This is a genomic window from Sphingomonas pseudosanguinis (genome assembly GCF_014196255.1).
GTDB classification, from domain to species: domain Bacteria; phylum Pseudomonadota; class Alphaproteobacteria; order Sphingomonadales; family Sphingomonadaceae; genus Sphingomonas; species Sphingomonas pseudosanguinis.
In genome coordinates, this window is sequence record NZ_JACIDH010000001.1 from 26,350 (window position 1) to 50,006 (window position 23,657).

Sequence of the window (23,657 nt, forward strand, 5' to 3'; positions counted from 1 at the left end):
ATCGCTCCTGCCGCCCGCCTCTGCCGGACATGATCGCGGTCGCCCGTCGGGCGGCCGCGATTTCCGTTTGAAGAAGAACTGATATGGTCCAAGCCAAGAACCCCGCCGAACCCTCGGTCCGCCTGCTCCGCGTCGGCGAGCAGGTGCGTCACATCCTCTCCGACATCCTCGCACGCGGCGACGTGCATGACGAGACGCTGGCCAAGCACATGGTCAGCGTTACCGAGGTGCGCATGTCACCCGACCTGCGCCACGCGACGGTCTTCGTGAAGCCGCTGCTTGGGCGTGACGAGGAGGTGGTGATCAAGGCGCTGCGCACCAACACCGCGTATTTGCAGCGAGAGGTCGCGCACCGGGTGAAGATGAAATACGCCGCCAAGCTGAAGTTCCTGGCGGACGAGAGCTTCGATGAGGGAAGTCACATCGACTCGCTCCTGCGCTCGCCCAAAGTGTCGCAGGATCTGGAGGAAGGGGAAGCGGGAGAGGCGTGATCGCTTTCCTGCTTCAGGCATCTTCCCACCCTTCGTTCAGCCTGAGCGAAGTCGAAGGCCACGCTGTGACCGTCGTAAAATAGGGTTCACGCGAAGCCACGAAGACGCAAAGATTTTTGGTTCGCGCAGAGGCGCGGAGGGCGCAGGGAAGAAGAGCCCTTACCCAATAGTGCACCCCACCCCCGGCGAAGGCCGGGGTCCAGTATCTTCCACGTCGATGGCCCACTGCGCCAAGGCGGGGGAGGGAAATGCACCGCGCCATCGTGCATCCATCGCAACTGGACCCCGGCCTTCGCCGGGGTGGCGCTTGGGGGATTCGGGCCATGATGACATTACATGAACTCAACGCGAGCCCCTCCCCTTCAGGGGAGGGGTTGGGGTGGGGCCTCGCCACAGGCGGCATGCTTGCGGAGGTGCCCCACCCTCCGCCCCTAAAGGGGAGGGGTGAATCCATCTTGTGTGATCACGCTTTAGCAGAATCCCTCTGTGTCCTCCGCGCCTCTGCGCGAACCAAAACGCTACGCCTTCGCGTGGCCTTCGACTTCGCTCAGGCTGAACGGGGGTGGGGTTAAGTCCCCGAAGGCACCAAGTCCGCGTCGATCGCGATCGTCACCTGTCGGCCGACGATCAGCGGATAGGCCGTCATCCCGAAGTCCCGCCGGTCGATCCGTGTCGTCGCGGCGATATGCACCGGCTCGCGCCCCGTCATCGCTTCGAAGGCGCGGGAGAAGTCGACCGCCAGCGTCGCCGGACGCGTGACGCCGCGCGCGGCGATCGTGCCCGTGACGGTCGCGCTGTGCGGCCCGGTGCGGGTCATGCCGGTCGCGTGGAAGGTCACGCGCGGATAATGGTCGACATCGAAGAAGTCCGGCCCCCGCAACCGCGACCGGGTGAGTGAATCGCCCGCTTCCAGCGCCTGGGCATCGATCCGCACGTCGAGCGTCACCGCCTTCGCGTCATGGTCGGACAAGGCGACACGCCCCTCCACCTTGGGAAAGCGCGCGGTCTTGCTGCCCAGCCCGAAAAAGCCGACCTTGGCCTGGACGCGGGCATGGGCGGGATCGATGGCATAGCCGATCGCCCCCGGACTGGCCGACCCATCCGCGGCGCTGATCATGATCGCCGCGATGATCGCCGCTCGTATCCCTGTCCTCGTCACGTCGATTCGTCCTGCCGCTCGAAATGGCGGCTCCCTTCCGATAAGGGCGGGCGATGGCCAAGCTCTATTTCTATTATGCCAGCATGAATGCGGGCAAATCGACCATGCTGCTGCAGGCCGACTTCAATTATCGCGAGCGGGGGATGAACACGATGCTGTTCACCGCCGCGATCGACGACCGCTTCGCCTATGGCACCATCGCCTCGCGCATCGGCTTGTCGCAACCCGCCACGCCGTTCCATGCGACGACCGATCTGGAGGCCTGCGCGCTGGGCCAGCACGGCAAGACGCCGCTCGCCTGCATCCTCGTCGACGAAGCGCAGTTCCTGACGGCGGAGCAGGTGGATCAGCTGGCGCGGCTGGCCGACCAGCATCGGATTCCGGTGCTGTGTTACGGCCTGCGTACCGACTTCAAGGGGCAGCTCTTTCCCGGATCGGCGCGGCTGCTGGCGCTGGCCGATGCGCTCAGCGAGATCAAATCGGTGTGCGTGTGCGGCGCCAAGGCGACCATGAACCTGCGCGTTGACGCGCAAGGCCATGCCATCGCGGAGGGCGCGCAGACCGAGATCGGCGGCAATGACCGCTATGTCGCGCTGTGTCGCCGCCATTTCTGTGCAGCGCTGGCGGGAGAGCCGGTGCTTGAGGGGCGGGGCAAGCCCGACTAACGCCTTGCCGATGCATGGATGGATCATTCTCGACAAGCCGCTGGGGCTGGGTTCGACACAAGGGGTGAGCGCGGTCAAGCGCTGCTTGCGCCAGGGCGGCTATGGCAAGGGCATCAAGGTCGGCCATGGCGGCACGCTCGATCCGCTGGCGACGGGCGTGCTGCCGATCGCGGTGGGGGAGGCGACCAAGCTGGCGGGCCGGATGCTCGACAGCGACAAGGTGTATGACTTCACCATCCGTTTCGGCGAGCAGACCGCGACGCTGGACGCGGAGGGCGAAGTGGTGGCGACCAGCGATTTGCGGCCGACTCGCGCGGCGCTGGAGGCGGTGCTGCCGCGCTTCACTGGGCCGATTAACCAGGTGCCGCCCGCCTATTCCGCGCTGAAGATCGATGGCGAGCGCGCGTACGACCTCGCGCGTGCCGGCGAAGAGGTGGTGCTGGCGAGTCGCGCGGTGACGATTCACAACCTCCATTCCTCCCCATCTCCGATGGGGAGGGGGACCGCGCTCGAAGAGCGTGGTGGAGGGGCGGGGGCGCTCGCCGCCGTTCTCGGCGCTGGCGCGCCGCCCCTCCACCATCCTGCGGATGGTCCCCCTCCCCAAGCGGAGCTTGGGGAGGAATTGTTGGGGGAGGTTACCCTCACCGCCCATGTCTCGAAGGGCACGTATATCCGCTCCCTCGCTCGCGACATCGCGCTGGCGCTCGGCACGGTCGGCCATGTCACCATGCTCCGCCGCATCAAGGCGGGGCCGTTCACCCTGGCGCCTGCGATATCGCTGGACAAATTGAACAAAATGGGGCAGGCGGCCACCCTTGAACAGATACTCCTGCCGCTGAGGGCGGGGCTGGACGACATCCCGGCTCTTGCTCTCGACCCCGACCAGGCAGGGGCGCTCCGTCAGGGGCGTGTGCTGGCCGGGATTGCCGTGGACGATGGCCAATATTTCGCGATGCTGGGGGACACCCCGGTGGCGCTGGTGGAGGCGCTGGACGCACAGGTCCGGGTCGTTCGTGGTTTCAACCTCGATTAAGAAAGGATCACGATGTCGATCACCGCTGAACGCCGCCAGGAAATCATCAAGGATCATGCCCGCGCCGAGGGTGACACGGGTTCGCCCGAAGTCCAGGTCGCGATCCTGACCCAGCGTATTCAGAACCTGACCGAGCACTTCAAGACCCACGCGAAGGACAACCATTCGCGTCGCGGCCTGCTGATGCTGGTCAACAAGCGCCGCTCGCTGCTCGACTATCTGCGTCACAAGGATGGCGACCGCTATCTGGCGCTGATCGCCAAGCTCGGCCTGCGCAAGTAAGCCACGCGGCGATACGCCACGAAAAAGGGCATCCCTCACGGGGTGCCCTTTTTTTATCGGCTGGTGTATAGAGCCCCCGGCCGACCGGACGGCGCGGATGCGCCTCCCCAAAGCCCATATGTCATGAAACCCGTCGAACGCGGCGGGTAGGATCGGAGGATCGGCAATTCGGTCGACCTCCAGAGCCAATCTTGGCTCAACCCATAGGCCCCGGCGGGATAGGCCCGTCGGAGTGAAGGATATTCCATGTTCAATACCAAGAAAGTGGCCATCGAGTGGGGCGGCAAGACGCTGACCCTCGAAACCGGCAAGGTGGCCCGTCAGGCCGACGGCGCGGTGATCGCGACGCTGGGCGAGACGGTGGTGCTGTGCGCCGTGACGGCCGCGAAGAATGTGAAGGAAGGGCAGGACTTCTTCCCGCTGACCGTTCACTATCAGGAGAAGTTCTCGGCGGCGGGCCGCATCCCCGGCGGTTTCTTCAAGCGCGAGCGCGGCGCGACCGAGCGTGAGACGCTGATCAGCCGCCTGATCGATCGTCCGATCCGCCCGCTGTTCCCCGAAGGTTTCTACAACGAGATCAACTGCATCTGCCAGGTGCTCTCCTATGACGGCGAGAACGAGCCGGACATCCTGGCGCTGGTCGCCGCGTCGGCCGCGCTCACCATCTCGGGCGTGCCCTTCATGGGCCCGATCGGCGCGGCGCGCGTCGGCTATGTCGATGGCGAGTATCAGCTGAACCCGACCGACGCCGAGGCGCTGGCCGGTGACCTGGACCTGGTCGTCGCCGCGACGCATGACGCGGTGATGATGGTCGAGTCGGAAGCCAAGGAGCTGTCCGAGGAAGTGATGCTGGGCGCGGTCATGTTCGCGCACAAGGCGTCGCAGCAGATCATCGACGCGATCATCGATCTCGCCGAACAGTCCGCCAAGGACCCCTGGGAGCTGAAGGTCGGCGACGACCAGAAGGCGGTCAAGGCCGAGCTGAAGAAGCTGGTCGGCAAGGACATCACCGCCGCCTACAAGCTGACCGACAAGCAAGCGCGCCAGACCGCGCTGGGCGAGGCGCGCGCCAAGGCGAAGGCCGCCATGGCCGACCGCACGCCGCAGGAGCAGCTCGTCGCCGCCAAGCTCGTCAAGAAGCTGGAAGCCGAGATCGTCCGCACCGCGATCCTGAAGGACGGCCGCCGCATCGACGGTCGCTCGACCACCCAGATCCGTCCGATCGAGGCGGAAGTTCACTTCCTGCCGCGTTCGCACGGCTCGGCGCTGTTCACGCGCGGCGAGACCCAGACGATCGCGACCACCACGCTGGGCACCCGCGACGCCGAGCAGATGATCGACGGCCTGAACGGCCTGTCGTACCAGCACTTCATGCTGCACTATAACTTCCCGCCCTATTCGGTCGGCGAAGTGGGCCGCTTCGGCGCGCCGGGTCGTCGTGAGATCGGCCATGGCAAGCTGGCCTGGCGCGCGCTGCACCCGGTGCTGCCGACCAAGGAGGAATTCCCCTACACCATCCGCGTGACCAGCGACATCACCGAGTCGAACGGCTCGTCGTCGATGGCCACCGTCTGCGGCGGCTCGCTGTCGCTGATGGATGCAGGTGTTCCGCTGAAGCGTCCGGTCTCGGGCATCGCCATGGGCCTGATCCTGGAAGGCAAGGACTTCGCCGTCCTGTCGGACATCCTGGGTGACGAAGATCACCTGGGCGACATGGACTTCAAGGTGGCGGGCACCTCCGAGGGCATCACCTCGCTCCAGATGGACATCAAGATCGCCGGTATCACCGAGGAGATCATGAAGGTCGCGCTGGCACAGGCCAAGGAAGGCCGTGCGCACATCCTGGGTGAGATGAACAAGGCGCTGGGCGAGACCCGCACCGAGCTGTCGGCCCACGCTCCGCGCATCGAGACGATGACGATCGACAAGTCGAAGATCCGCGACGTGATCGGCACCGGCGGCAAGGTGATCCGCGAGATCGTCGCCACCACCGGCGCCAAGGTCGACATCGACGACGAGGGCGTGATCAAGATCAGCTCGTCGGACGGTTCGCAGATCGAAGCCGCGATGAACTGGATCAAGGGCATCGTCGAAGAGGCCGAGGTCGGCAAGATCTACAACGGCAAGGTCGTCAACCTGGTCGATTTCGGCGCGTTCGTGAACTTCATGGGCGGCAAGGACGGTCTGGTCCACGTCTCGGAGATCAAGAACGAGCGTGTCGAGAAGGTCTCGGACGTCCTGAGTGAAGGCCAGGACGTCAAGGTCAAGGTCCTCGAGATCGATCCGCGCGGCAAGGTCCGCCTGTCGATGCGCGTCGTCGACCAGGAAACCGGCGCCGAGCTGGAGGACAATCGTCCGGCCCGCGAACCGCGTGAACCGCGCGGCGACCGTGGCCCGCGCGGCGACCGTGAAGGCGGTCGCGGTACGCGCCGTGACGGCGGCGACCGTGGTGGCGAAGGACGTGGTGACCGGGGCGGCGAAGGCCGCAGCGGCCCGCGTCGCGACCGTGGCGACCGTCCCCGTCGTGAAGGCGGCGAGCAGGGCGGTTCGTCCGAATTCGCCGCTCCGGCCTTCCTGACCGGTGATCGCGACTGATTCCGGCGCGATTCGGAACGAAAAGAAGGAGGCCCGGAGCGATCCGGGCCTCTTTTTTTGGGCAGCGGCCCGGACATGGGCGCATGTTACAAAAATAATTTCATCACTAAATCCATGATAGTGCGGCAAATGCCGCGCCCCTGCGTCGAGGGGCGCATCCGCTCACAACGGCTCGTTAAACCTCCCCGCCTAACCGTTCGCGCGATTGACGGAATAGAGGAACGGGCGAATGCTGGCGGTTAGGAACAAGCTGGAATGGCTGGCGACGCTGTGCAATCATTCGGGGGTGGGGCTGTGGGATGCGCTGATCCACAATGGCGATGCCGCCCATGCCAAATCACGCTGGACCTGGTCGTCCGAGTTTCGGCGTCTGCTGGGCTATAGCTCCGAGGTCGATTTTCCCAATGTGATGACGTCCTGGTCGGATTTGCTGCACCCCGATGACGTCGCACCGACCTTCGCGGCCTTTGGCCAGACGCTGGAGAGCGGCATCCCCTATTGCGTGACCTATCGCCTGAAGGTGAAGAGCGGCGATTATCGCTGGTATCAGGCGACGGGCGGCGTGGTGAAGGGGCGCAACGGCAAGGTGCGGCGCGCCAGCGGCTCGCTCGTGGATATCCACACCGCCAAGACGCTGGAACTGGAGCAGCAGGAGGCCGTGTCGGTGCTGCTCGACCGGATGCGCGGGCTGGCCGCCGGACAGCTGGCGGTGCGCATCGGCGACGATTTCCCCGCACGTTTTGGGGAGCTGAAGAGCGATTTCAACGCGGCGATGGAGTCGCTGTGCACGACGATCGGCGGCGTGTCCCAGGCGTCGGGCATCATTCGCGGCGGTACCGACGAGGTTCGCACCGCGGCCGACGATCTGTCGCGCCGTACCGAGCAGCAGGCCGCCTCGCTGGAGGAAAGCGCCGCCGCCATCGGAGAGATCACCGATACGGTCCGCCGCTCGGCCGAGGATGCGAGCCGCGCCAATGATCTGGTCGCGCAGGCGCGCAAGGAAGCCATCGAGTCGGACGACGTCGTCGAACGCACGATCAGCGCGATGCGCGGGATCGAGCATACCTCGAACGAGATCGCCGATATTATCGGCGTGATCGACGGCATCGCGTTCCAGACCAATCTCCTCGCGCTCAATGCGGGCGTCGAGGCGGCACGCGCGGGCGATGCGGGCAAGGGCTTCGCGGTCGTCGCCTCCGAAGTGCGTGCATTGGCGCTCCGCTCCGCCGATGCGGCCAAGGATGTGAAGGCGCGGATCACCGCCAGCTCCGAACAGGTCGGCACCGGCAGCAGGCTGGTGGTCGAAACCGGACAGGCGCTGCAACGCATCAGCGGCCGGATCAACGAGATCAGCGGCCTGATGACCGACATGGCCAGCAACGCCCGGCAGCAGGCGGCGTCGCTGGAGCAGGTCAATATCGCGATCGGCGAGATGGACGGCGTGACGCAGCAGAACGCCGCGATGGTCGAGGAGGCGACCGCCCTCTCGCGCCAGCTGGCGGCGGAAGCCGAACAGTTGAACGGCCAGATCGCGCGGTTCGATGTCGGTGCCTATGGCGGACAGTCGGGCCACGCCGGGCGGACCATGGGGCGTCCCACGCTACGCGCGGTCGGTCTGTAACGATCGGCCAGCGCAGGGGGGCTGATCAGCGCGGCGGCGCCGTCGCCCCCTCATGCGCGCTATAGCCCAGCCGCGCATGGCCCTGCACCGGCCCGGCGACATCGGCGACGAGATAAAGCGGCCGCCGCTTCGATTCGATATAGAGCCGCCCCAGATACTCGCCGATCATGCCCAGCACGAACATCTGCACCGCGCCCAGGATGACGGTGACCAGCATGGTCGAGGTCCAGCCCTGCACTGCCGTCCCCGTCAGCCAGCCGATCGCGATATAGACCAGCAGCAGCAGCGACGCCGCCGTCAGCGCCAGGCCGATATGGCTGGCCCAGCGCAAGGGGGCTGTCGAGAAACCCGTCACCGCGTCGAAGGCCAGCGCGATCATCTTACCCAGCGGATAGTGCGTCTCGCCCGCATGGCGCTCGGCGCGGTCATAGGGGAAGGGGACCTGGCGGAAACCGACCCAGGCGACCATCCCGCGAATGAAGCGCGCCTGTTCGGGCAGCGACTGCAATGCGTCGAGCGCGCGCCGGCTCATCAGGCGGAAGTCGCCGGTGTCGAGCGGGATCGGCGTGTCGGTCAGCCGGTCGAGCATCCGGTAGAAGAGCGCCGCCGTCGCCTTCTTGAACAGCGTCTCGCCCGCCCGCTTGCGCCGCACGGCATAGACCACATCGGCCTCTTGCGCCGCCATGGTCGCGCGCATCTCGGTCAGCAGTTCGGGCGGGTCCTGCAAATCGGCGTCGATGATCAGGATCTGCTCGCCCGCGCACAGGTCGAGCCCGGCGGTCAGCGCCAGCTGATGCCCGTGATTGCGCGACAGGTTGATCGCGACCAGATGCGGATCGGCGGCGGCCAGCCGCTGCATCACCGGCCAGCTGTCGTCGCGCGAGCCGTCGTTGATCAGGACGATCTCATAATCCTCGCCCACCGCCGCGCGCGCCGCGCCCGAGATGCGCGCGTGCAGCACGTCCAGACAGGCGGCTTCGTTATAGCAGGGGACGACGACGGACAGGGCGGGGCGCTTCATGACGCCGCCGGTTTAGGGTCCGGCCCCATAAACGGCAATGGCCGTGACGGAGCCGATTTTGGTTCAGGGCAAGAAGCGAGGAGTGGAGCGATGCTTGCGCATCGAGACCGACGAGCGACGCCATCCTGGGGTAAAATCGGCCCGCCGCACAGCGGTTGCCCTGTCGCGCCCGCCGCCTGCGCCGCACGTCTTGCAGGTAGCGCCGCTACCTGCTGCACCGCGCTCCTTGCCGGACGAACACGACAGGGCAATCACGACCGTTGCCGCTTATGGGGCCGGACCCTCGCGGCGTCCGAAGCGTCCGTCACCCGTTGACGACAAGCTTGACCAAGCGGCCCGGCGTCAGCGCCTGTTCCGCATCCAACCCGTTCAGCGTGATGAAGCGTTCGCGCTTGTAATCGGGATAGGCCATGCGCGCCGCAAGGCTGTCGATCGTGTCGCCCTGACGGACGGTCACGATGCTGATCTTCTTGCCGCGAATGGCATTGGCTTCGGCGGTCGAGAGCGGCGCGACCGAGGCGAGCAGCGGCTGGAACGGCCCGATCCCCGAACCCGCCGGCGTGACCAGCGTGAAGGTATAGGTGGCCGAGGGGAAGCGGTACGCGACCACCGTCGCATCCACCGCGCGGCGATTGGCGGCGGCGCGCGTCGTCACATAGGCATAGGGGATGCCGTTGGCAGTGCCGTTCTGCAACTGGCCCGAGGGGGTGCCGGTGCCGAGCTGGCCGAAACGCTGGGTGATCGCCTGGCCCAGATCGCTGCCCTGGGCGAGGCGCATCTCGGCCTGTCCGCCCTGGCCGACGATGCTCACCGCATCGCTGCCATTGGCGATGCGATAGCCGCTGGGCGCGGTGAATTTCAGCTTCAGGCCCGGATGGCGGAAGGTCTGGCCGTCGATGATGCCTTCCTTGGGATCGTCGTCATAGGGCATGCCGTCGAGCATCCGCAGGAAGGCGGTGTCCTGCGCCGGCGTGGTCTCGGGCCGGCCGGTCGCTTGCGCCAGCGCGGCGGCGCGGCGCACGCGGTCGGCGCTGTTGGGGTGGGTCGACGCCCAGGTGGGCACGGCATTGGCATCGCGCCCCGCCGTGCGCGCCGCCAGATTGCTCGACGCCGCCAGCGAGGCGAGCATGTCGGCCGAGGCGTAAGGATCATAGCCGGCGGCGGTCATGTAGCGGATGCCCAGGCCATCGGCCTGATATTCCTGATCGCGCCCATATTTCAGCGTGTAGAGCTGCGCACCGGTGCCGACGACCTGGCTGGCGAGATTGCTGCCGGTCAGCAGCCCCGCACCCGCCGCCAGGATCGAGCCGATGGTCGAGCGGGTGTTGCGGCTCTGCGAGTGACGCGCGGCGACATGGCCGACCTCATGCCCCAGCACCGAGGCGAGCTCGGCCTCCGAGTTCATCAGCGCGAGCAGCTGGCGCGTGACATAGATATAGCCGCCGGGGATGGCGAAGGCGTTCTCGACCGGCGAATTGAGCGTGGTGACGGTGAAGTCGCCCTGCGCGTTCGACAGGCCCGACTGGACCGCGACCCGCTTGCCGACGCGCTCGACGAACGCCGCCTGCGGGCCGGTGTAGCGGCCGCCATATTGCTTGACGAGTTCGGGATTGGCCTGCGCCCCTTGCGCCTTGTCCGAGGCGGAGATTGATCGCGCCTGCTGGGCGGCGGCGGGGGTCGCGACGAGCGCGAGCATGGCGGCGGCGGTGACGAAACGCATCGATGACGGACTCCCTGTTCGCGCTTTTCAAAGCGTGTCGCGGGCATGGGTTCCAGGATTTTGTTACGGGGGCGTCATTCTGGCGTCAGGATCGTCTCCAACGGCGGGGCGTACCCCGGCGAAGGCCGGGGTCCAGTTTCTTCTCAGTCTGTGATGCGCGAAACGGTGCGGGGCAGGCATCTGCCTCGCATCGCCGCTGAGCTCTGGCGTTCGCGGGGTACAAGAACTGGTTCGCGCGGAGGCGCGGAGGACGCAGAGGTGTCTGGCCGCGCCGCACAGGTCGGCCGCCCCTCCAGCCAAACATTCCTCCCCTGTAAGGGGAGGGGGACCATGCGCAGCATGGTGGAGGGGTGTCACCCCTATCGAGAGCGGGACACCCCTCCGTCAGGGCTTACACCCTGCCACCTCCCCTTACAGGGGAGGAAAGTGCAATTTTGGCGCAGCGCGCATCCTCCGCGCAAATTAAACCCGCTCCACCATACTCACCACATCGGCCGCCCGCAGCGCCGCGATCAGGCGCATCAGGTGTTGCAGGTCGTGTACCTCGACATCGATCAGGTTCGTATGGAAGCGCGTGTCGCGCGTATCCAGCCGGACGTTGATGATGTTGGCCTTATGCTGGCCGATGATCGTCGCCAGGATGCCCAGCGCGCCGGGCTCGTTCTTGACCATGACCGAGATGCGCGCGGTCGCGCCCTCGCTGTCGTCGCCCCAGGACACGTCGACCCAGTCGGTTTCCTCGTCGGTCCGATCCGCCAGCTCGGCCAGTACCGGGCACTGGATCGCGTGCACCTCGATCCCCGCATCGGGACGGCGCAGGCCGACGATCCGGTCGCCGGGCACCGGGTGACAGCATTGCGCGAGATCGTATGCGACGCCGGGCGTCAGCCCCTTGATCGAGATCGCGCTCGACTGCGGCGGGACGGCGGCGACATCCGCGCCCGCCGAGCCGGGCATCAGCGCCTCCATCACGGCGGCGTCGGACAGGGTGCGCCTGGCGATCGCGATCATTAGATGCGCCTCGTCGGGCATCTTCAACCGCTGCAGCGCATGGGTCAGCGCATCGGGGCCGATCTGCGCGGGCAGGCGGCGGACGATATCCTCGTACAGCTTGGTGCCGAGCGTCACCTGCTCGTCGCGCTCGGCATGGCGCAGATGGCGGCGGATCGCGGCGAGCGCCTTGCCGGTGATCGCCAGATTCAGCCAATTGGCCTGCGGCGTCTGTCCCGCCGAGCGCAATATCTGCACCTGGTCACCGTTCGAGATGACGGTCGACAGTGGCACGACGCGGCCATTGAGTTTGGCACCCACCGCCTGGTCACCCAGATCGGTGTGCACCGCATAGGCGAAGTCGATCGGCGTCGCGCCCTTGGGCAGCTGGATCAGCTCGCCCTTGGGGGTGAAGGCGAAGATGCGATCCTGATACATCGCCATCTTCGTATGCTCGATCAGCTCTTCGGGGCTGTCCGAGGTGTCGAGGATTTCGACGAGATCGCGAATCCAGCTGACCTGCGCGTCGTGGCGGGTCGCCTGCTTGTAGGTCCAGTGCGCCGCCAGACCGAAATCGGCCTCGGCATGCATTTCCGGCGTGCGAATCTGAATCTCGATGCGCGCATTGTCGGCATGGATGACGGATGTGTGCAGCGAGCGATAGCCGTTGCGCTTGGGCGTCGAGATATAATCCTTGAACCGCCCCGGCACCATCGGCCAGCGGCGATGAATCAGGCCCAGCGCGCGGTAGCAATCCTCTTCCGTGGGTACGATCGCACGGAAGGCCATGACGTCGGACAGCTGCTCGAAGCTGATGTGCCGCTCGTTCATCTTGCGGAAGATCGAGAAGGCGGACTTTTCGCGCCCCGTCACCTCGGCATCGACGCCGCCGCGCGACATGAGGAGCTTCAGGCCCGAGGCGATCTTGGCGATCCGGTCGCCGCCGCCCTCCTTCATCTGAGCGAGACGCAGCGTGATCGATTCATACGCCTCGGGTTCGAGCTGCTGGAAGGAGAGCATCTGCATCTCCTTCATGAACTCGTACATGCCGATCCGCTCGGCGAGCGGGGCGTAGATGTCCATCGTCTCCTTCGCGATGCGGCGGCGCTTCTCCGGCTTCGCGATGTGATGGAGGGTGCGCATATTGTGGAGGCGATCGGCCAGCTTGACCAGCAAGACGCGGATGTCGTCCGACATGGCGAGCAGGAACTTGCGCAGATTCTCGGCCGCGCGTTCGCTCTCGGTCTGCGCCTCGATCTTGGACAGCTTGGTGACGCCGTCGACCAGCCGCGCGACATTGGGACCGAACAGCCGCTCGATCTCGTCATAGGTGGCGACGGTATCCTCGATCGTGTCGTGCAGGATGGCGGTGGCGATCGTCTCGTCATCCAGATGCAGGTCGGTGAGAATCCCGGCCACCTCGATCGGATGGCTGAAATACGGGTCGCCCGAGGCACGCTTCTGGCTGCCATGCGCCTTCATCGAGAAGACATAGGCACGGTTGAGCAGCGCCTCATCGGCCTGGGGGTCATAGTCGAGCACGCGGTCGACGAGTTCATACTGGCGGAGCACGAAATCAGATTTGCGGGGTAGGGATGGGCATTGCAACATTTTTGATGCGATCAGGGTGATCGATTCGCGGTGATGCTTCTTCTTTTTTGACGCCCCTCCCGCAGGCGGGAGGGGTTTGGGGAGGGCATGGGGTCTCACCGAGTCTGTCGCTTGTGGCGTGCCCTCCCCCATCCCCTCCCGCCTGCGGGAGGGGAGCGGCAAGACGGTAGGGATTCCTATCCCTCGCTCCGTTCCGCCTGAGCGAAGTCGAAGGCCATACGAATCCCTTACCTCACGCCCCCATCGCCTCCGCCGCGAGCGCTTCCGCCTCGATCAACAGATCGTCATCCGCACTCCCCGTCGCGACCTTTTCCCGCCCGATCAGCACCAGCACCGGCACCGCCAGCGGGCTCACCCGCTCCAGATCGACGTGCAGCATCGTGCCCCCCGCCCGGTCGAGCAGATTCGCCAGCCGCCCCACATCGGTCATCCGCGCCCGCGCATCGTCCCACGCCGCCTGGAGCAGCAGATGGCCGGGCTCGTACTTGCGCAGCACGTCGTAGATCAGGTCGGTCGAAAAGGTCACCTGCCGCCCGGTCTTGCGCTTGCCGGGATGCTGGCGGTCGACCAGCCCGCCGATCACCGCGACCTCGCGAAAGGCCCGCTTGAGCAGATGCGATTGCTGCACCCAGTCGACGAACTCGTTTTCGAGGATGTCGGGGGAGAAGAGGCTCGCCGGATCGGTTACCTTCTCCAGCCCGTAACAGGCGAGCGCATAGTCGCTGGCGACGAAACCCAGCGGCTTCAGCCCCTGCGCCTCCATCCGCCGGGTGATCAGCATCCCCAGCGACTGATGCGCGTTCCACCCCTCGAAGCTGTAGGCGACCATGTAATGCCGCCCCTCGCGCGGGAAGGTCTCGACCAGCAACTGGCCGGGGCGGGGGAGGACCGAGCGGCGGTCCTGCATCTCCAGCCAGTCGTGCACGTCCGGGGGAAAGCGGTCCCACTCTTTCCGGTCGGCGAGGAATGCGCGCACTCGGTCGGCGAGACTGGTCGACAGCGGCATCCGGCTGCCGCCATAGGTCGGGATGCGCGCGGGGCGGGAGGTGGCGCGGACGATCAGGTCCTCGCCGTCTATCGATTCCACCTCCAGGCTGAGACCGGCGAATAAGAAGGTGTCGCCGGGCGCCAGCGTCGCGGCGAAGCCTTCCTCGACGCGGCCGAGCTGGCGGCCGTTGCGGAAGCGGACCTTGAGCATCGTCGCTTCCACGATGATCCCGGCGTTGAGGCGGTGTTGGGCGACGAATTGCGGATGGGTGACGCGCCACGTCCCGTCCGGCTGCTGGACCAGCCGCTTGAACCGGTCATAGGCTTTCAGCGCATAGCCGCCGTCCGCGATGAAGCGCAGCACCCGCTCGAACGTTTCGTCGTCCAGCGCCGAATAAGGCATGGCCGAGCGGATTTCGTCGAGCAGCGCGCCCTGCTCGAACGGTGCGGCGCAGGCACAGGCCATGACATGCTGCGCCAGCACGTCGAGCGCACCGGGGCGGAACAGGTCGGGGTCCAGCTCGCCCGCCTCCACCGCATCGAGCGCGGCGCGTGCCTCCAGATATTCGAAGCGGTTGCCGGGGACCAGGATCGCGCGGCTCGACTCGTCCAGCCGGTGGTTGGCGCGGCCGATGCGTTGCAGGAGGCGCGACGAGCCCTTGGGCGCCCCCATCTGGATCACGCAATCGACATCGCCCCAGTCGACGCCGAGGTCGAGGCTGGCGGTCGCGACCAGCGCGCGAAGCTGGCCGTCCGCCATCGCCGCCTCGACCTTCGCCCTCGCCTCCAGCGAGAGTGAGCCGTGATGGACGCCGATCGGCAGGCTCTTGTCATTGGCCTTCCACAGATCCTGGAAGATCAGCTCGGCCAGGCTGCGCGTGTTGCAGAAGAGGATGGTGGTCCGGTTCGCCTCGATGACGCGCATCACTTGGCTCGCGGCGTAACGGCCCGAATGGCCCGCCCAGGGGATGCGATCCTCTGGCAGCAGGATCGAGATGTCCGGCGGCGCGCCGGGCTCGCCGGTGACGAGGCCGACCGCATCGATGTCACCATCGGGCGCGAGCCAGGCGCGATAGCCGTCCGGGTCCGCCACCGTTGCCGACAGCGCGACGCGGCGCATGGCGGGGGCGATCCGCTGGAGCCGTGCCATGCACAGGGACAGCAGGTCGCCGCGCTTGCCGGTGGCGAAGGCATGGACCTCGTCGACCACGATCGTCTTGAGGCTGGCGAACATCGTCCCGGCATCGGGATAGCTGAGCAGCAGCGACAGCGATTCGGGCGTGGTGAGGAGTATCTGCGGCGGCTTCACCCGCTGCCGCGCCTTCTTGTCCGACGAGGTGTCTCCGGTGCGTGTCTCGACCCGGATGTCGAGGCCCATCTCCTCGATCGGCGTGACGAGGTTGCGGCGGATGTCGACCGCCAAGGCTTTCAGCGGCGAGACATAGAGGGTGTGCAGCCCCTCGCTCGGGGCTTCGATCAGCTCGGTCAGCGTCGGCAAGAACCCCGCCAGTGTCTTGCCCGCACCGGTCGTCGCGACCAGCAGCGCGTGGCGTCCGGCGCGCGCTTCCTCCAACATCGCCAGCTGGTGGCTACGCGGCTGCCAGCCCTTGGCGGCGAACCAGTCGGTCAGGGCAGGGGGAAGGGAACCGGGGAGCATCCCGAAGGATATAGGTATCATGGTCAAGCTCGGCGACTGGATACAGCCCCATAAACATGGGATTCACGTGGCCCCCGCCGATGTGTGGGTCGATCCGTCCGAACCCGAACCTAAGGCGCTGGTGACCCACGGCCATGCCGACCATGCGCGCGGTGGGCACGGCACCGTCTGGGCGACGCCGGAGACGCTGGCGATCATGGAAGCGCGCTACGGCCCGCAGAACGGTGTCGGCGTTGGCTATGGCGAGACGATCCGGCTGGGCGAGGTGGATGTCAGCTTCGTACCTGCGGGCCATGTGCTGGGATCGGCGCAGATCGTGCTCGACTATCGGGATGAGCGGGTCGTGGTGTCGGGCGATTACAAACGCCGCGCCGATCCGACCTGTACGCCGTTCGAGCCGGTGAAATGCGACGTGTTCGTCACCGAGGCAACCTTCGCGCTGCCCGTCTTTCGCCATCCCGAGACGGGCGACGAGATCGACAAGCTGATCGCGCGGCTGCACGCCAATCCGACGCGCTGCGTGCTGGTGGGGGCCTATGCGCTGGGCAAGGCGCAGCGGGTGATCGCCGAACTTCGCGTGCGCGGGCATGAGGCGCCCATCTATCTCCATGGCGCTTTGGCGCGGCTCTGCGCGCTCTATCAGGAACTGGGCGTCGATCTGGGCGAGCTTCGCATGGTGGCCGACACGCCCAAGGCCGAGATGGCGGGGCATGTCGTCATGTGCCCGCCCGGAGCCCTCAACGATCGCTGGTCGCGGCGGCTGCCCGAGCCCATCACGGCGATGGCGAGCGGCTGGATGCGGGTCCGCCAGCGCGCGCGGCAGAAGAATGTCGAGCTGCCGCTGATCCTATCCGACCATGCCGATTGGGATGAGCTGACGACCACGCTGACCGAGATCGCACCGCGCGAGGTGTGGGTGACGCATGGGCGCGAGGAGGCGTTAGTGCACTGGTGCGAGACGCGGCAGATGAAGGCGCGGGCCTTGGCGCTGGTCGGGTTTGAGGATGAGGATGATTGAGTCCCTTGGCCTTCGACTTCGCTCAGGCTGAACGGGGGTTTGGGATTGGGTCCTTTACCAACGGCCGTTCAGCCTGAGCGAAGTCGAAGGCCAAGGGAATCACGCCAAGGCCAAGGGCCGAACCGGCTCCGCCACCTCCGACCCCGGCACCGCGAACACGCCCTTCTTCGCCAGCCGCTCGCCCGGCCGCACCTTGGCGGTCTCCATCGCCAGCCACGGCGCCAGCAGCAAGCCCAGCGTCACCGGCGACAGCCACGCCCCCAGCATCGGGTTCAGGAACGACACGAAGACCAACGCGGCCCCCACTCCCAGATGCCAGTAATAACGCGGCATCGCATCCGCCGCCGCCAAGCCGTCGCGCACCCGGCTTTGCGGGCTCCAGCCCGAGGGCTTGCCGCGCACGATGTTGATCAGATCGATCGTCTGAGTGAGCGCGATGACGGGCGCGGTCAGGATCGACAGCGGCACGTCGAGCGCGACCGAGGCCAGGATGCCCTTCGCCCCGCCATAGCTCGCCCGCCGTTCGGCATCCGCCATCGCCCATATGATGCTCAACACCTTCGGCCCGAACAGCAGGACCAGCGTCACGACCAGCACCTGGGTCGAGGTGACCGCGCGCACCGTTGCGGCATCGTCGGACAGGCTTTGCGCGATCGAGGTCGCGATCAGGATCAGCCAGGCGGGCGACATCAGATAGGCGGAGGCACCAATTAGCAACTGCAATCGGCTGATCCAGTGGAACCCGCTCGCCCCCAGCAGCTTCAGATGCTGGATGTTACCCTGTGCCCAGCGCCGGTCGCGCACCGCCTGGTCGATCAGGGTCGGCGGAAACTCCTCGAAACTGTCCTCGACCATCAGCATGTGCAGCCGCCAGCCGCGCCGGCGGAGCAGCGCCGCCTCGACCATGTCATGGCTCATGATCGTGCCGCCGAAGGGCGGCCGTCCGGGCAGGTCGGGCAGGCCGCAACTCTCGGCGAAGGCGCGGATGCGGATCAGCGCGTTATGCCCCCAGAAGGTCGATTCGGACCCCGACCACCAGACGAGGCCAGCGGTCGAGATCGGCCCGTAGAAGCGGCTGGCGAACTGCATCCAGCGCTGGAAGAAGGTCGTCGCGCCGATGATCATCGGCACGGTCTGCAACAGCGCGATCGACGGGCGCTGCTCCATCACCTGCGCCATGCCGACGATGGTGTCGCCGCCCATCAGGCTGTCGGCGTCGAGCATCAGCATGAAGTCGTACCCGCCGCCATGGTTGCGAATCCATTCGGCGACATTGCCGGGCTTGCGCCCGATATTCTCGGTCCGGCGACGATAATAGAGCGGCACCCGCAGGCGCGGTGCCCAGCATTGCCAGGCGGCACGCTCCTCGTCCTCGGCCGCTTCGCCCGAGTCGGACAGGACGAAAAAGGCGAAGCGGTGGGCCGCGCCGGCGCGGTCGATCATGACCGCCATGCGCGCGATCCGGTCGAAGACCGCGTCGACATCCTCATTGTGCACCGGCACCAGCACGGCGGTGCGCGCGGTCGGCGGCGCGGCGTTCTTGGGGGCGGCGGTGATGCCGGGATGCGCGCGCGAGATCAGCAGGATGAAGCCGATCGCCGCCGTCACGAAGCCGAACGAAATCCAGGCGAACAGCGGAAAGAACAGCAACAACAACAGCCCGTCGAGCAGGCTGAACCCGTCGCTGAGCAACGCCTCCTTCACCGAGGCGGAGGCGGCGGTGGCGAGCAACCCGGTCAGCAGCACCAGCAGCAGACGGCGCGTCAATATGTCGTCGGGGGACAGGTTGACGCCCGGTCGCGGTTCGGGCGCGTTGTGTGGCGGCGGCGGGCCGTCGAACCGCTGGACCGGCATCGCCAGCGGCACCGGTTCGGGCATCATGACGCGCGAGGTGTTCATGGCAGGAAGACCGGCGCCAGCACCGTCTCGGTCAGCGCCTTGGTCCCCCGCTTCAGGAACAGGCGGACATCGGCGGGACCCTGACCCTCGGGCGCGACGTCGGCGGTCACGCGCCAGCGATTGGCTTGGCCGACCACCGGATAGGCGGCCTGGGTCAGCAGCTTGCCGCGCGCGACCGAGATGTCGGTGGCAACGCCGCTCTGCCGGTCGAGGCCCGCCAGCGCCGGGCCGACGAAATCGACGACCAGCTTGCGCGCGCCGGGCGTCGGCTCCGCGCCGGGGCGGCCGGCGGCGCCGGTCCACTGGTCGACCGCATGCGCCACGGCGGACACCACCGTCGGATCGGTCGAGCCCCAGCTCAGCCGGTAATCGAACTGGCGCTTCTGTCCGGCCTTGGGCGCATCGGCGGGGTTCCAGAAGGCGACGATATTGTCGACCGTCTCCGAATTGGTGGGGAAAGCGTAGAGCATCACCTGGCCCCGGCCCCAATCGCCTTGTGGCTGGACCCACAGATTGGCGCGTCGGTCGTAAAAAGCCCCGTCATCCTGATAATGGTCGAAGTCGCGGTCGCGCTGGAGCAGGCCAAAGCCGCGTGGATTGGTGTCGGCGAAGCTGTCGAGGGTGGCGCGCGGCGGATTGACCAGCGGTCGCCACAGCCGCTCGCCCGCGCCGGTCAACAGCGCGAGGCCGTCCGAATCGTGAATCTCGGGCCGCCAGTCGCTGCCCGCCGCACGATTGCCCTCACCATACCAGAACATGCTGGTCGCGGGCGCGATGCCCAGCCGCTCGACGTCGCGGCGGAAGAACAGGACGGCGGACACGCGCTGTTCGACGCCGTTCGCGCCCTTGATCGACTCGATCCGATAGGCACCGGTGACGCTCGGCCCGTCGAGCAGGGCATGGACGGTATAGGCCTGCGCCCCCGTCCGCTCGATCCAGAAATCGGTGAAGGCGGGAAATTCCTCGCGCCCGTCGATGCCGGTGTCGATCGCGATCCCCCGCGCCGACAGACCGTATTGGTCCTGCGCGCCGGCGGTGCGGAAATAGGAGGCGCCCTGGAACGCCAGCCAGTCGCTCTTGCCGTCCGCCGTCATCGCGCGGAAGCCGGCGATGCCGAGCGGCGGGGCGTGACCGGCCTCGGCGGTGAACAGGTCGGCCGAGAAGGGGACGGTGCGTGCGGTGCCGCCCTCGACGATATGGATGCCGACCGGGTTGGGGGCATAGCGACCGAGCGGAAAGAGCCGGATACCGCCCGCCAGCGTCTTGTCGTCGCGGTAGCGGATGGTGCCGACCGCGTCATAATCGATCGCGGCGGCCGCCTCGACCTTGGCCTGCGGCGTATAGGGCTGGCGGGCCAGCTGTTCGGCCCGGCTCTGGAGCATCGCCCAGGAAAAGGGCTGCGCCTTGCCCAGCGGCGCAGCACTCTGCGCGGCGAGGCGCGTGGCCATCGCCGGCGACAGTCCCAAAATGGCGAAGGCGGCGACCAGCTCGCGGCGATTGGCCTGCATCATCGGCTCCCTGAAGCGTCATTCGTCACGTCCGATAGTTCGCTGGGCGCAACGATCCATTGGTGCAACGCAACATGCGATGATCGGTTGCCTGGGGCTGCCCACCCGACCTCCCATCCCAAAATAGCATCCTAAATACGGTATAATATATTTGACATGGACGTGATCTTAGGTCAGCCTTTGGTCCTATAAGATCAAAGAGGGGGGTCATACGTGACCGGAAATTACAAGAAGCTGGCCTGTTCGGCCGGCGCCATTGCGATTGCGCTGCTCTCGGTGTCGACGGCGCAAGCCCAGCAACAGACGACCACGTCCGATGCCGTGACGGTATCCAGCGATGGGTCGGCAGGGCAGGACGGCGAGGCGATCGTCGTCACCGGCACCCGCCTGCAACGGCCCAACCTGACCAGCAACAGCCCGCTGACCGTCGTCGATGCGACCGAAATCCGCTATCAGGGCGCGGTCCAGGTCGAGAATGTGCTCAACCGCCTGCCGCAGGTGACGCCGGACGCCAATGAGAATGGCTCGAACGGTTCGGACGGCACCGCGCGCGTCAACCTGCGCAACCTGGGCAGCAACCGCAACCTGGTGCTGATCAACGGCCAGCGCATGCTGCCGGTGCAGGCCAACGACCTGAACTTCGTGCCGACCGCGCTGATCAAGCGCGTCGACGTGGTGACCGGCGGCGCCTCGGCGGTGTACGGCTCGGACGCGATTTCGGGCGTGGTCAACTTCATCCTGCGCGACGATCTGAACGGCGTGCGCGCGGATGTGCAGTATGGCTTCGCCCAGCACCAGAACGACAACGACTTCGCGCGCGGCATCCAGCGTCAGGCCAATTACCGCTTGGCTCAGCCGATGATCCTCGACGGGCAGAAGCTGGACGTCAATCTGGCCTTCGGCACCAACTTTCCTGACGGGCGCGGCAATGTGACCGCCTATTTCGGCTATCGCGACACCAAGCCGGTGCTGCAGGGCAATCGCGACGTCTCGGCCTGCGCCTTCGATCCGGCGGGGGCGGGCAATTCGACGCTGACCTGCGGCGGATCGAGCAACAACCAGTACGGCCTGTTCGACCCGATCACCGGTCCCAGCGCCGATGCGGGCCGCTTCAACAACACGCGCGACGGCAACCGAACCTGGGTCCCCTATGATTCCAGCTTCCGCTACAATTATGCGCCGCTGAACTATTTCCAGCGCAACGACACGCGCTACACCGCCGGTGCCTTTGCCAAGTACGAGGTCACGCCCGCGATCGAGGCCTATGGCAGCGTGATGTTCATGGACGACCGCACCAATTCGCAGGTCGCCCCCTCCGCGCTGTTCCAGGGCTTCACCTACACGGTCAACTGCGACAATCCGTTCCTGAGCGCGCAGCAGGGCCAGATCCTGTGCGGCAACGCCTATGGCACCAACGCCTCGCAACAGGCCTATATCGGCTATCGCCCGGTCGCCGGGAATGCGCGGCCGCGCCGCGACGATCTGCGCCATACCGATTACCGCTTCTCGGGCGGCGTGCGCGGCCAGATCGCCGAGGGCATCCGCTATGACGCCAACGCGCTGTTCTCGACGGTGTTGTTCAACGAGACCTATTCGAACGACATCGATCCCACCCGCGCCAATCGCGCGATCCAGGTGGTCAACCGCAACGGCACGCCCACCTGCAAATCGGTGATCGACGGCACCGACCCGAACTGCATTCCGCTCGACATCTTCCGCTTCAACGGCATTTCGGATGCGGCCTTCGGCTATATCTATGCGCCGACCTCGACCCGCGGCATCGACAAGGAAACGGTGCTCAGCGGCAATATCAGCGCGGATCTGGGCACGTACGGCGTGAAGTCGCTCTGGTCGGACGACGGCATCGGCCTCGTCCTGGGCGTCGAGCATCGTTACGAGAGCCTGGAGTTCAAGGCCGACGCACTCGCCCTGCAAAAGGGGACGAAGGAAACCGAGGGCCGGTTCGACGTGAACGAGGTCTTCGCCGAAATCGAAGTGCCGCTGATCCAGAACAAGCCGTTCTTCAAGGATCTGTCGCTCAACGCCGGCTATCGCGGATCGGACTATAGCAACCTGTCCAAGATCGTCTCGACCTACAAGGCCGAGCTGTCCTGGGCGCCGAGCAGCGACATCCGCCTGCGCGGCAGCTACAACCGCGCGATCCGCGCCGCCAATGTGTCCGAGCTGTTCGGGCCGCAGGTCAACGGCAATGTCAGCGCGCAGGACCCCTGCGCCACCGCGACGCCGACCGCGACCTTCGCCCAGTGCGCGCGCACCGGCGTGACCCAGGCGCAATATGGCCGCATCACCGACTGCCCGGCGGAAACCTGCACCGCGCAGTTCGGCGGCAACCCGGCGCTGCGCCCCGAAACCGCCGACACCTATACGGCGGGCATCGTCTTCACGCCCAGCTTCCTGCGTCGCCTGACCTTCTCGGTCGACTATTACGACATCCGCGTGCGCGACTATATCGGCTCGATCTCGGTCAACCAGACGATCAGCCAGTGCATCCAGACCGGCAACCCGTTCTTCTGCCGCCTGTTCAACCGCGATCCGCGCGGCGGCATCATCTTCGGCGACCAGGGCTATATCGTCTCGACGACGCAGAATACTGGCTCGCTGCGCACCTCGGGCGTCGATTTCGGGCTCAGCTACCTCCAGCCGCTGAGCGGCGCCGGTTCGCTGGGCGTCGACTTCCAGGGCAACTGGAACCGCAAGCTGGTCAACGAGCCGGTGCCGGGCCTCGGCTCCTATGACTGCGTCGGTTTCTTCGGTCCGGTCTGCGGCCAGCCGACGCCCGAATGGCGGCATCAGGCGCGCTTCACCTGGACCGATGCGGCCAAGGTCGGCTCGCTGTCGCTCAACTGGCGCTATATCGGCGCGACGAACCTGACCAGCAATTCGTCCGACCCGAATCTGGCCGGCACGCCGTCCGCGTTCAACAGCCGGATCAAGGCGTACAACTATTTCGACCTCGCCGGCACCGCCAAGGTGCAGGACGGCATCGTCTTCCGCGCGGGCGTCAACAACCTGTTCGACAAGGACCCGCCGATCATCGCCCAGGGCCTGCTGACCTCGTTCGGCAACGGCAACACCTATCCGGGCCTGTACGATGCGGTCGGCCGGACCATCTTCATCGGCCTGACCGCCGAGTTCTGATGCCGGATGGGGGCGGCGCCCGTCGCCCCCATTCGACGAGTTGGCGTGCGCATCTAAACCCCAGACTGCCCCGTTCGGCCCGAAGGCCGGGCGGGGTTCTTTTTGCGCCTGTGCTGGCCCACCCCTCCGTTCACGCTGAGCGAAGTCGAAGCGAACGGGGCACCCTTGGCGATCGCGGGGCGTGGGCTTCGACTTCGGCGCTATGCGTCGAAGTTTATCCTGAGCGGCTGGCTTACCGGCC

At 66.4% G+C, this 23,657-nt stretch carries 15 protein-coding genes; 8 read left to right on the forward strand and 7 right to left on the reverse strand.

Annotated elements, in window-relative coordinates; genetic code table 11:
* The first annotated feature begins 83 nt into the window (after positions 1–83).
* Complete coding sequence (gene rbfA, locus GGR48_RS00120; RefSeq protein WP_183949654.1) at positions 84–491, forward strand: 30S ribosome-binding factor RbfA; 408 nt, start codon at positions 84–86, stop codon at positions 489–491.
* Between the two features lie 568 nt (positions 492–1,059).
* On the opposite strand, the gene GGR48_RS00125 is transcribed toward rbfA, so the two are convergent.
* Positions 1,060–1,650, reverse strand: coding sequence for a YceI family protein (locus tag GGR48_RS00125; protein ID WP_338110533.1), 591 nt, complete (start codon positions 1,648–1,650; stop codon positions 1,060–1,062).
* A 53-nt stretch (positions 1,651–1,703) separates the two neighbouring features.
* On the opposite strand from GGR48_RS00125, the gene GGR48_RS00130 reads away from it, so the two are divergent.
* The 5 genes from GGR48_RS00130 (at position 1,704) to GGR48_RS00150 (ending at position 7,846) form a co-directional block, all read left to right on the forward strand.
* Positions 1,704–2,315 (forward strand): thymidine kinase, encoded by a 612-nt coding sequence (locus GGR48_RS00130; RefSeq protein WP_183949657.1) that lies wholly within the window; start codon positions 1,704–1,706, stop codon positions 2,313–2,315.
* Between the two features lie 10 nt (positions 2,316–2,325).
* Complete coding sequence (truB, locus tag GGR48_RS00135; RefSeq protein WP_183949659.1) at positions 2,326–3,348, forward strand: tRNA pseudouridine(55) synthase TruB; 1,023 nt, start codon at positions 2,326–2,328, stop codon at positions 3,346–3,348.
* A gap of 12 nt (positions 3,349–3,360) precedes the next feature.
* Entirely contained in the window at positions 3,361–3,630 is a 270-nt protein-coding gene (gene rpsO, locus GGR48_RS00140) for a 30S ribosomal protein S15 (RefSeq protein ID WP_007406197.1), read from the forward strand.
* A gap of 246 nt (positions 3,631–3,876) precedes the next feature.
* On the forward strand, positions 3,877–6,225 hold the full coding sequence (gene pnp, locus GGR48_RS00145) for a polyribonucleotide nucleotidyltransferase (RefSeq protein ID WP_183949661.1): 2,349 nt from the start codon (positions 3,877–3,879) through the stop codon (positions 6,223–6,225).
* A gap of 229 nt (positions 6,226–6,454) precedes the next feature.
* On the forward strand, positions 6,455–7,846 hold the full coding sequence (locus GGR48_RS00150) for a methyl-accepting chemotaxis protein (RefSeq protein ID WP_183949664.1): 1,392 nt from the start codon (positions 6,455–6,457) through the stop codon (positions 7,844–7,846).
* Positions 7,847–7,871: 25 nt separating this feature from the next.
* Here the strand turns inward: GGR48_RS00150 and GGR48_RS00155 are convergent, their stop codons facing one another.
* The 4 genes from GGR48_RS00155 to GGR48_RS00170 form a co-directional block, all read right to left on the reverse strand.
* Positions 7,872–8,867, reverse strand: coding sequence for a glycosyltransferase family 2 protein (locus GGR48_RS00155; protein WP_183949666.1), 996 nt, complete (start codon positions 8,865–8,867; stop codon positions 7,872–7,874).
* 304 nt (positions 8,868–9,171) lie between these two features.
* Entirely contained in the window at positions 9,172–10,587 is a 1,416-nt protein-coding gene (locus tag GGR48_RS00160; protein WP_183949669.1) for a M48 family metalloprotease, read from the reverse strand.
* 462 nt (positions 10,588–11,049) lie between these two features.
* A complete protein-coding gene (locus GGR48_RS00165) occupies positions 11,050–13,149 on the reverse strand; it encodes a RelA/SpoT family protein (RefSeq protein WP_183949672.1) in 2,100 nt (699 codons plus the stop codon).
* Positions 13,150–13,420: 271 nt separating this feature from the next.
* A complete protein-coding gene (locus tag GGR48_RS00170; RefSeq protein ID WP_183949674.1) occupies positions 13,421–15,832 on the reverse strand; it encodes a ligase-associated DNA damage response DEXH box helicase in 2,412 nt (803 codons plus the stop codon).
* A 19-nt stretch (positions 15,833–15,851) separates the two neighbouring features.
* Here GGR48_RS00170 and GGR48_RS00175 point away from each other — a divergent pair, with 19 nt between their 5' ends.
* Positions 15,852–16,850, forward strand: coding sequence for a ligase-associated DNA damage response exonuclease (locus GGR48_RS00175; RefSeq protein ID WP_183949676.1), 999 nt, complete (start codon positions 15,852–15,854; stop codon positions 16,848–16,850).
* 99 nt (positions 16,851–16,949) lie between these two features.
* Here GGR48_RS00175 and mdoH read toward each other — a convergent pair whose 3' ends face one another.
* Complete coding sequence (gene mdoH / locus GGR48_RS00180) at positions 16,950–18,749, reverse strand: glucans biosynthesis glucosyltransferase MdoH (RefSeq protein WP_276208022.1); 1,800 nt, start codon at positions 18,747–18,749, stop codon at positions 16,950–16,952.
* Positions 18,746–20,257: an OpgD/OpgG family glucan biosynthesis protein gene (locus GGR48_RS00185; protein ID WP_240456137.1), complete on the reverse strand. Its 1,512-nt coding sequence runs from the start codon at positions 20,255–20,257 to the stop codon at positions 18,746–18,748. Before GGR48_RS00185 ends, mdoH begins: the two co-directional genes overlap by 4 nt.
* A 213-nt stretch (positions 20,258–20,470) precedes the next feature.
* On the opposite strand from GGR48_RS00185, the gene GGR48_RS00190 reads away from it, so the two are divergent.
* A complete protein-coding gene (locus tag GGR48_RS00190; protein ID WP_183949680.1) occupies positions 20,471–23,416 on the forward strand; it encodes a TonB-dependent receptor domain-containing protein in 2,946 nt (981 codons plus the stop codon).
* The last annotated feature ends 241 nt before the right edge of the window (positions 23,417–23,657 follow it).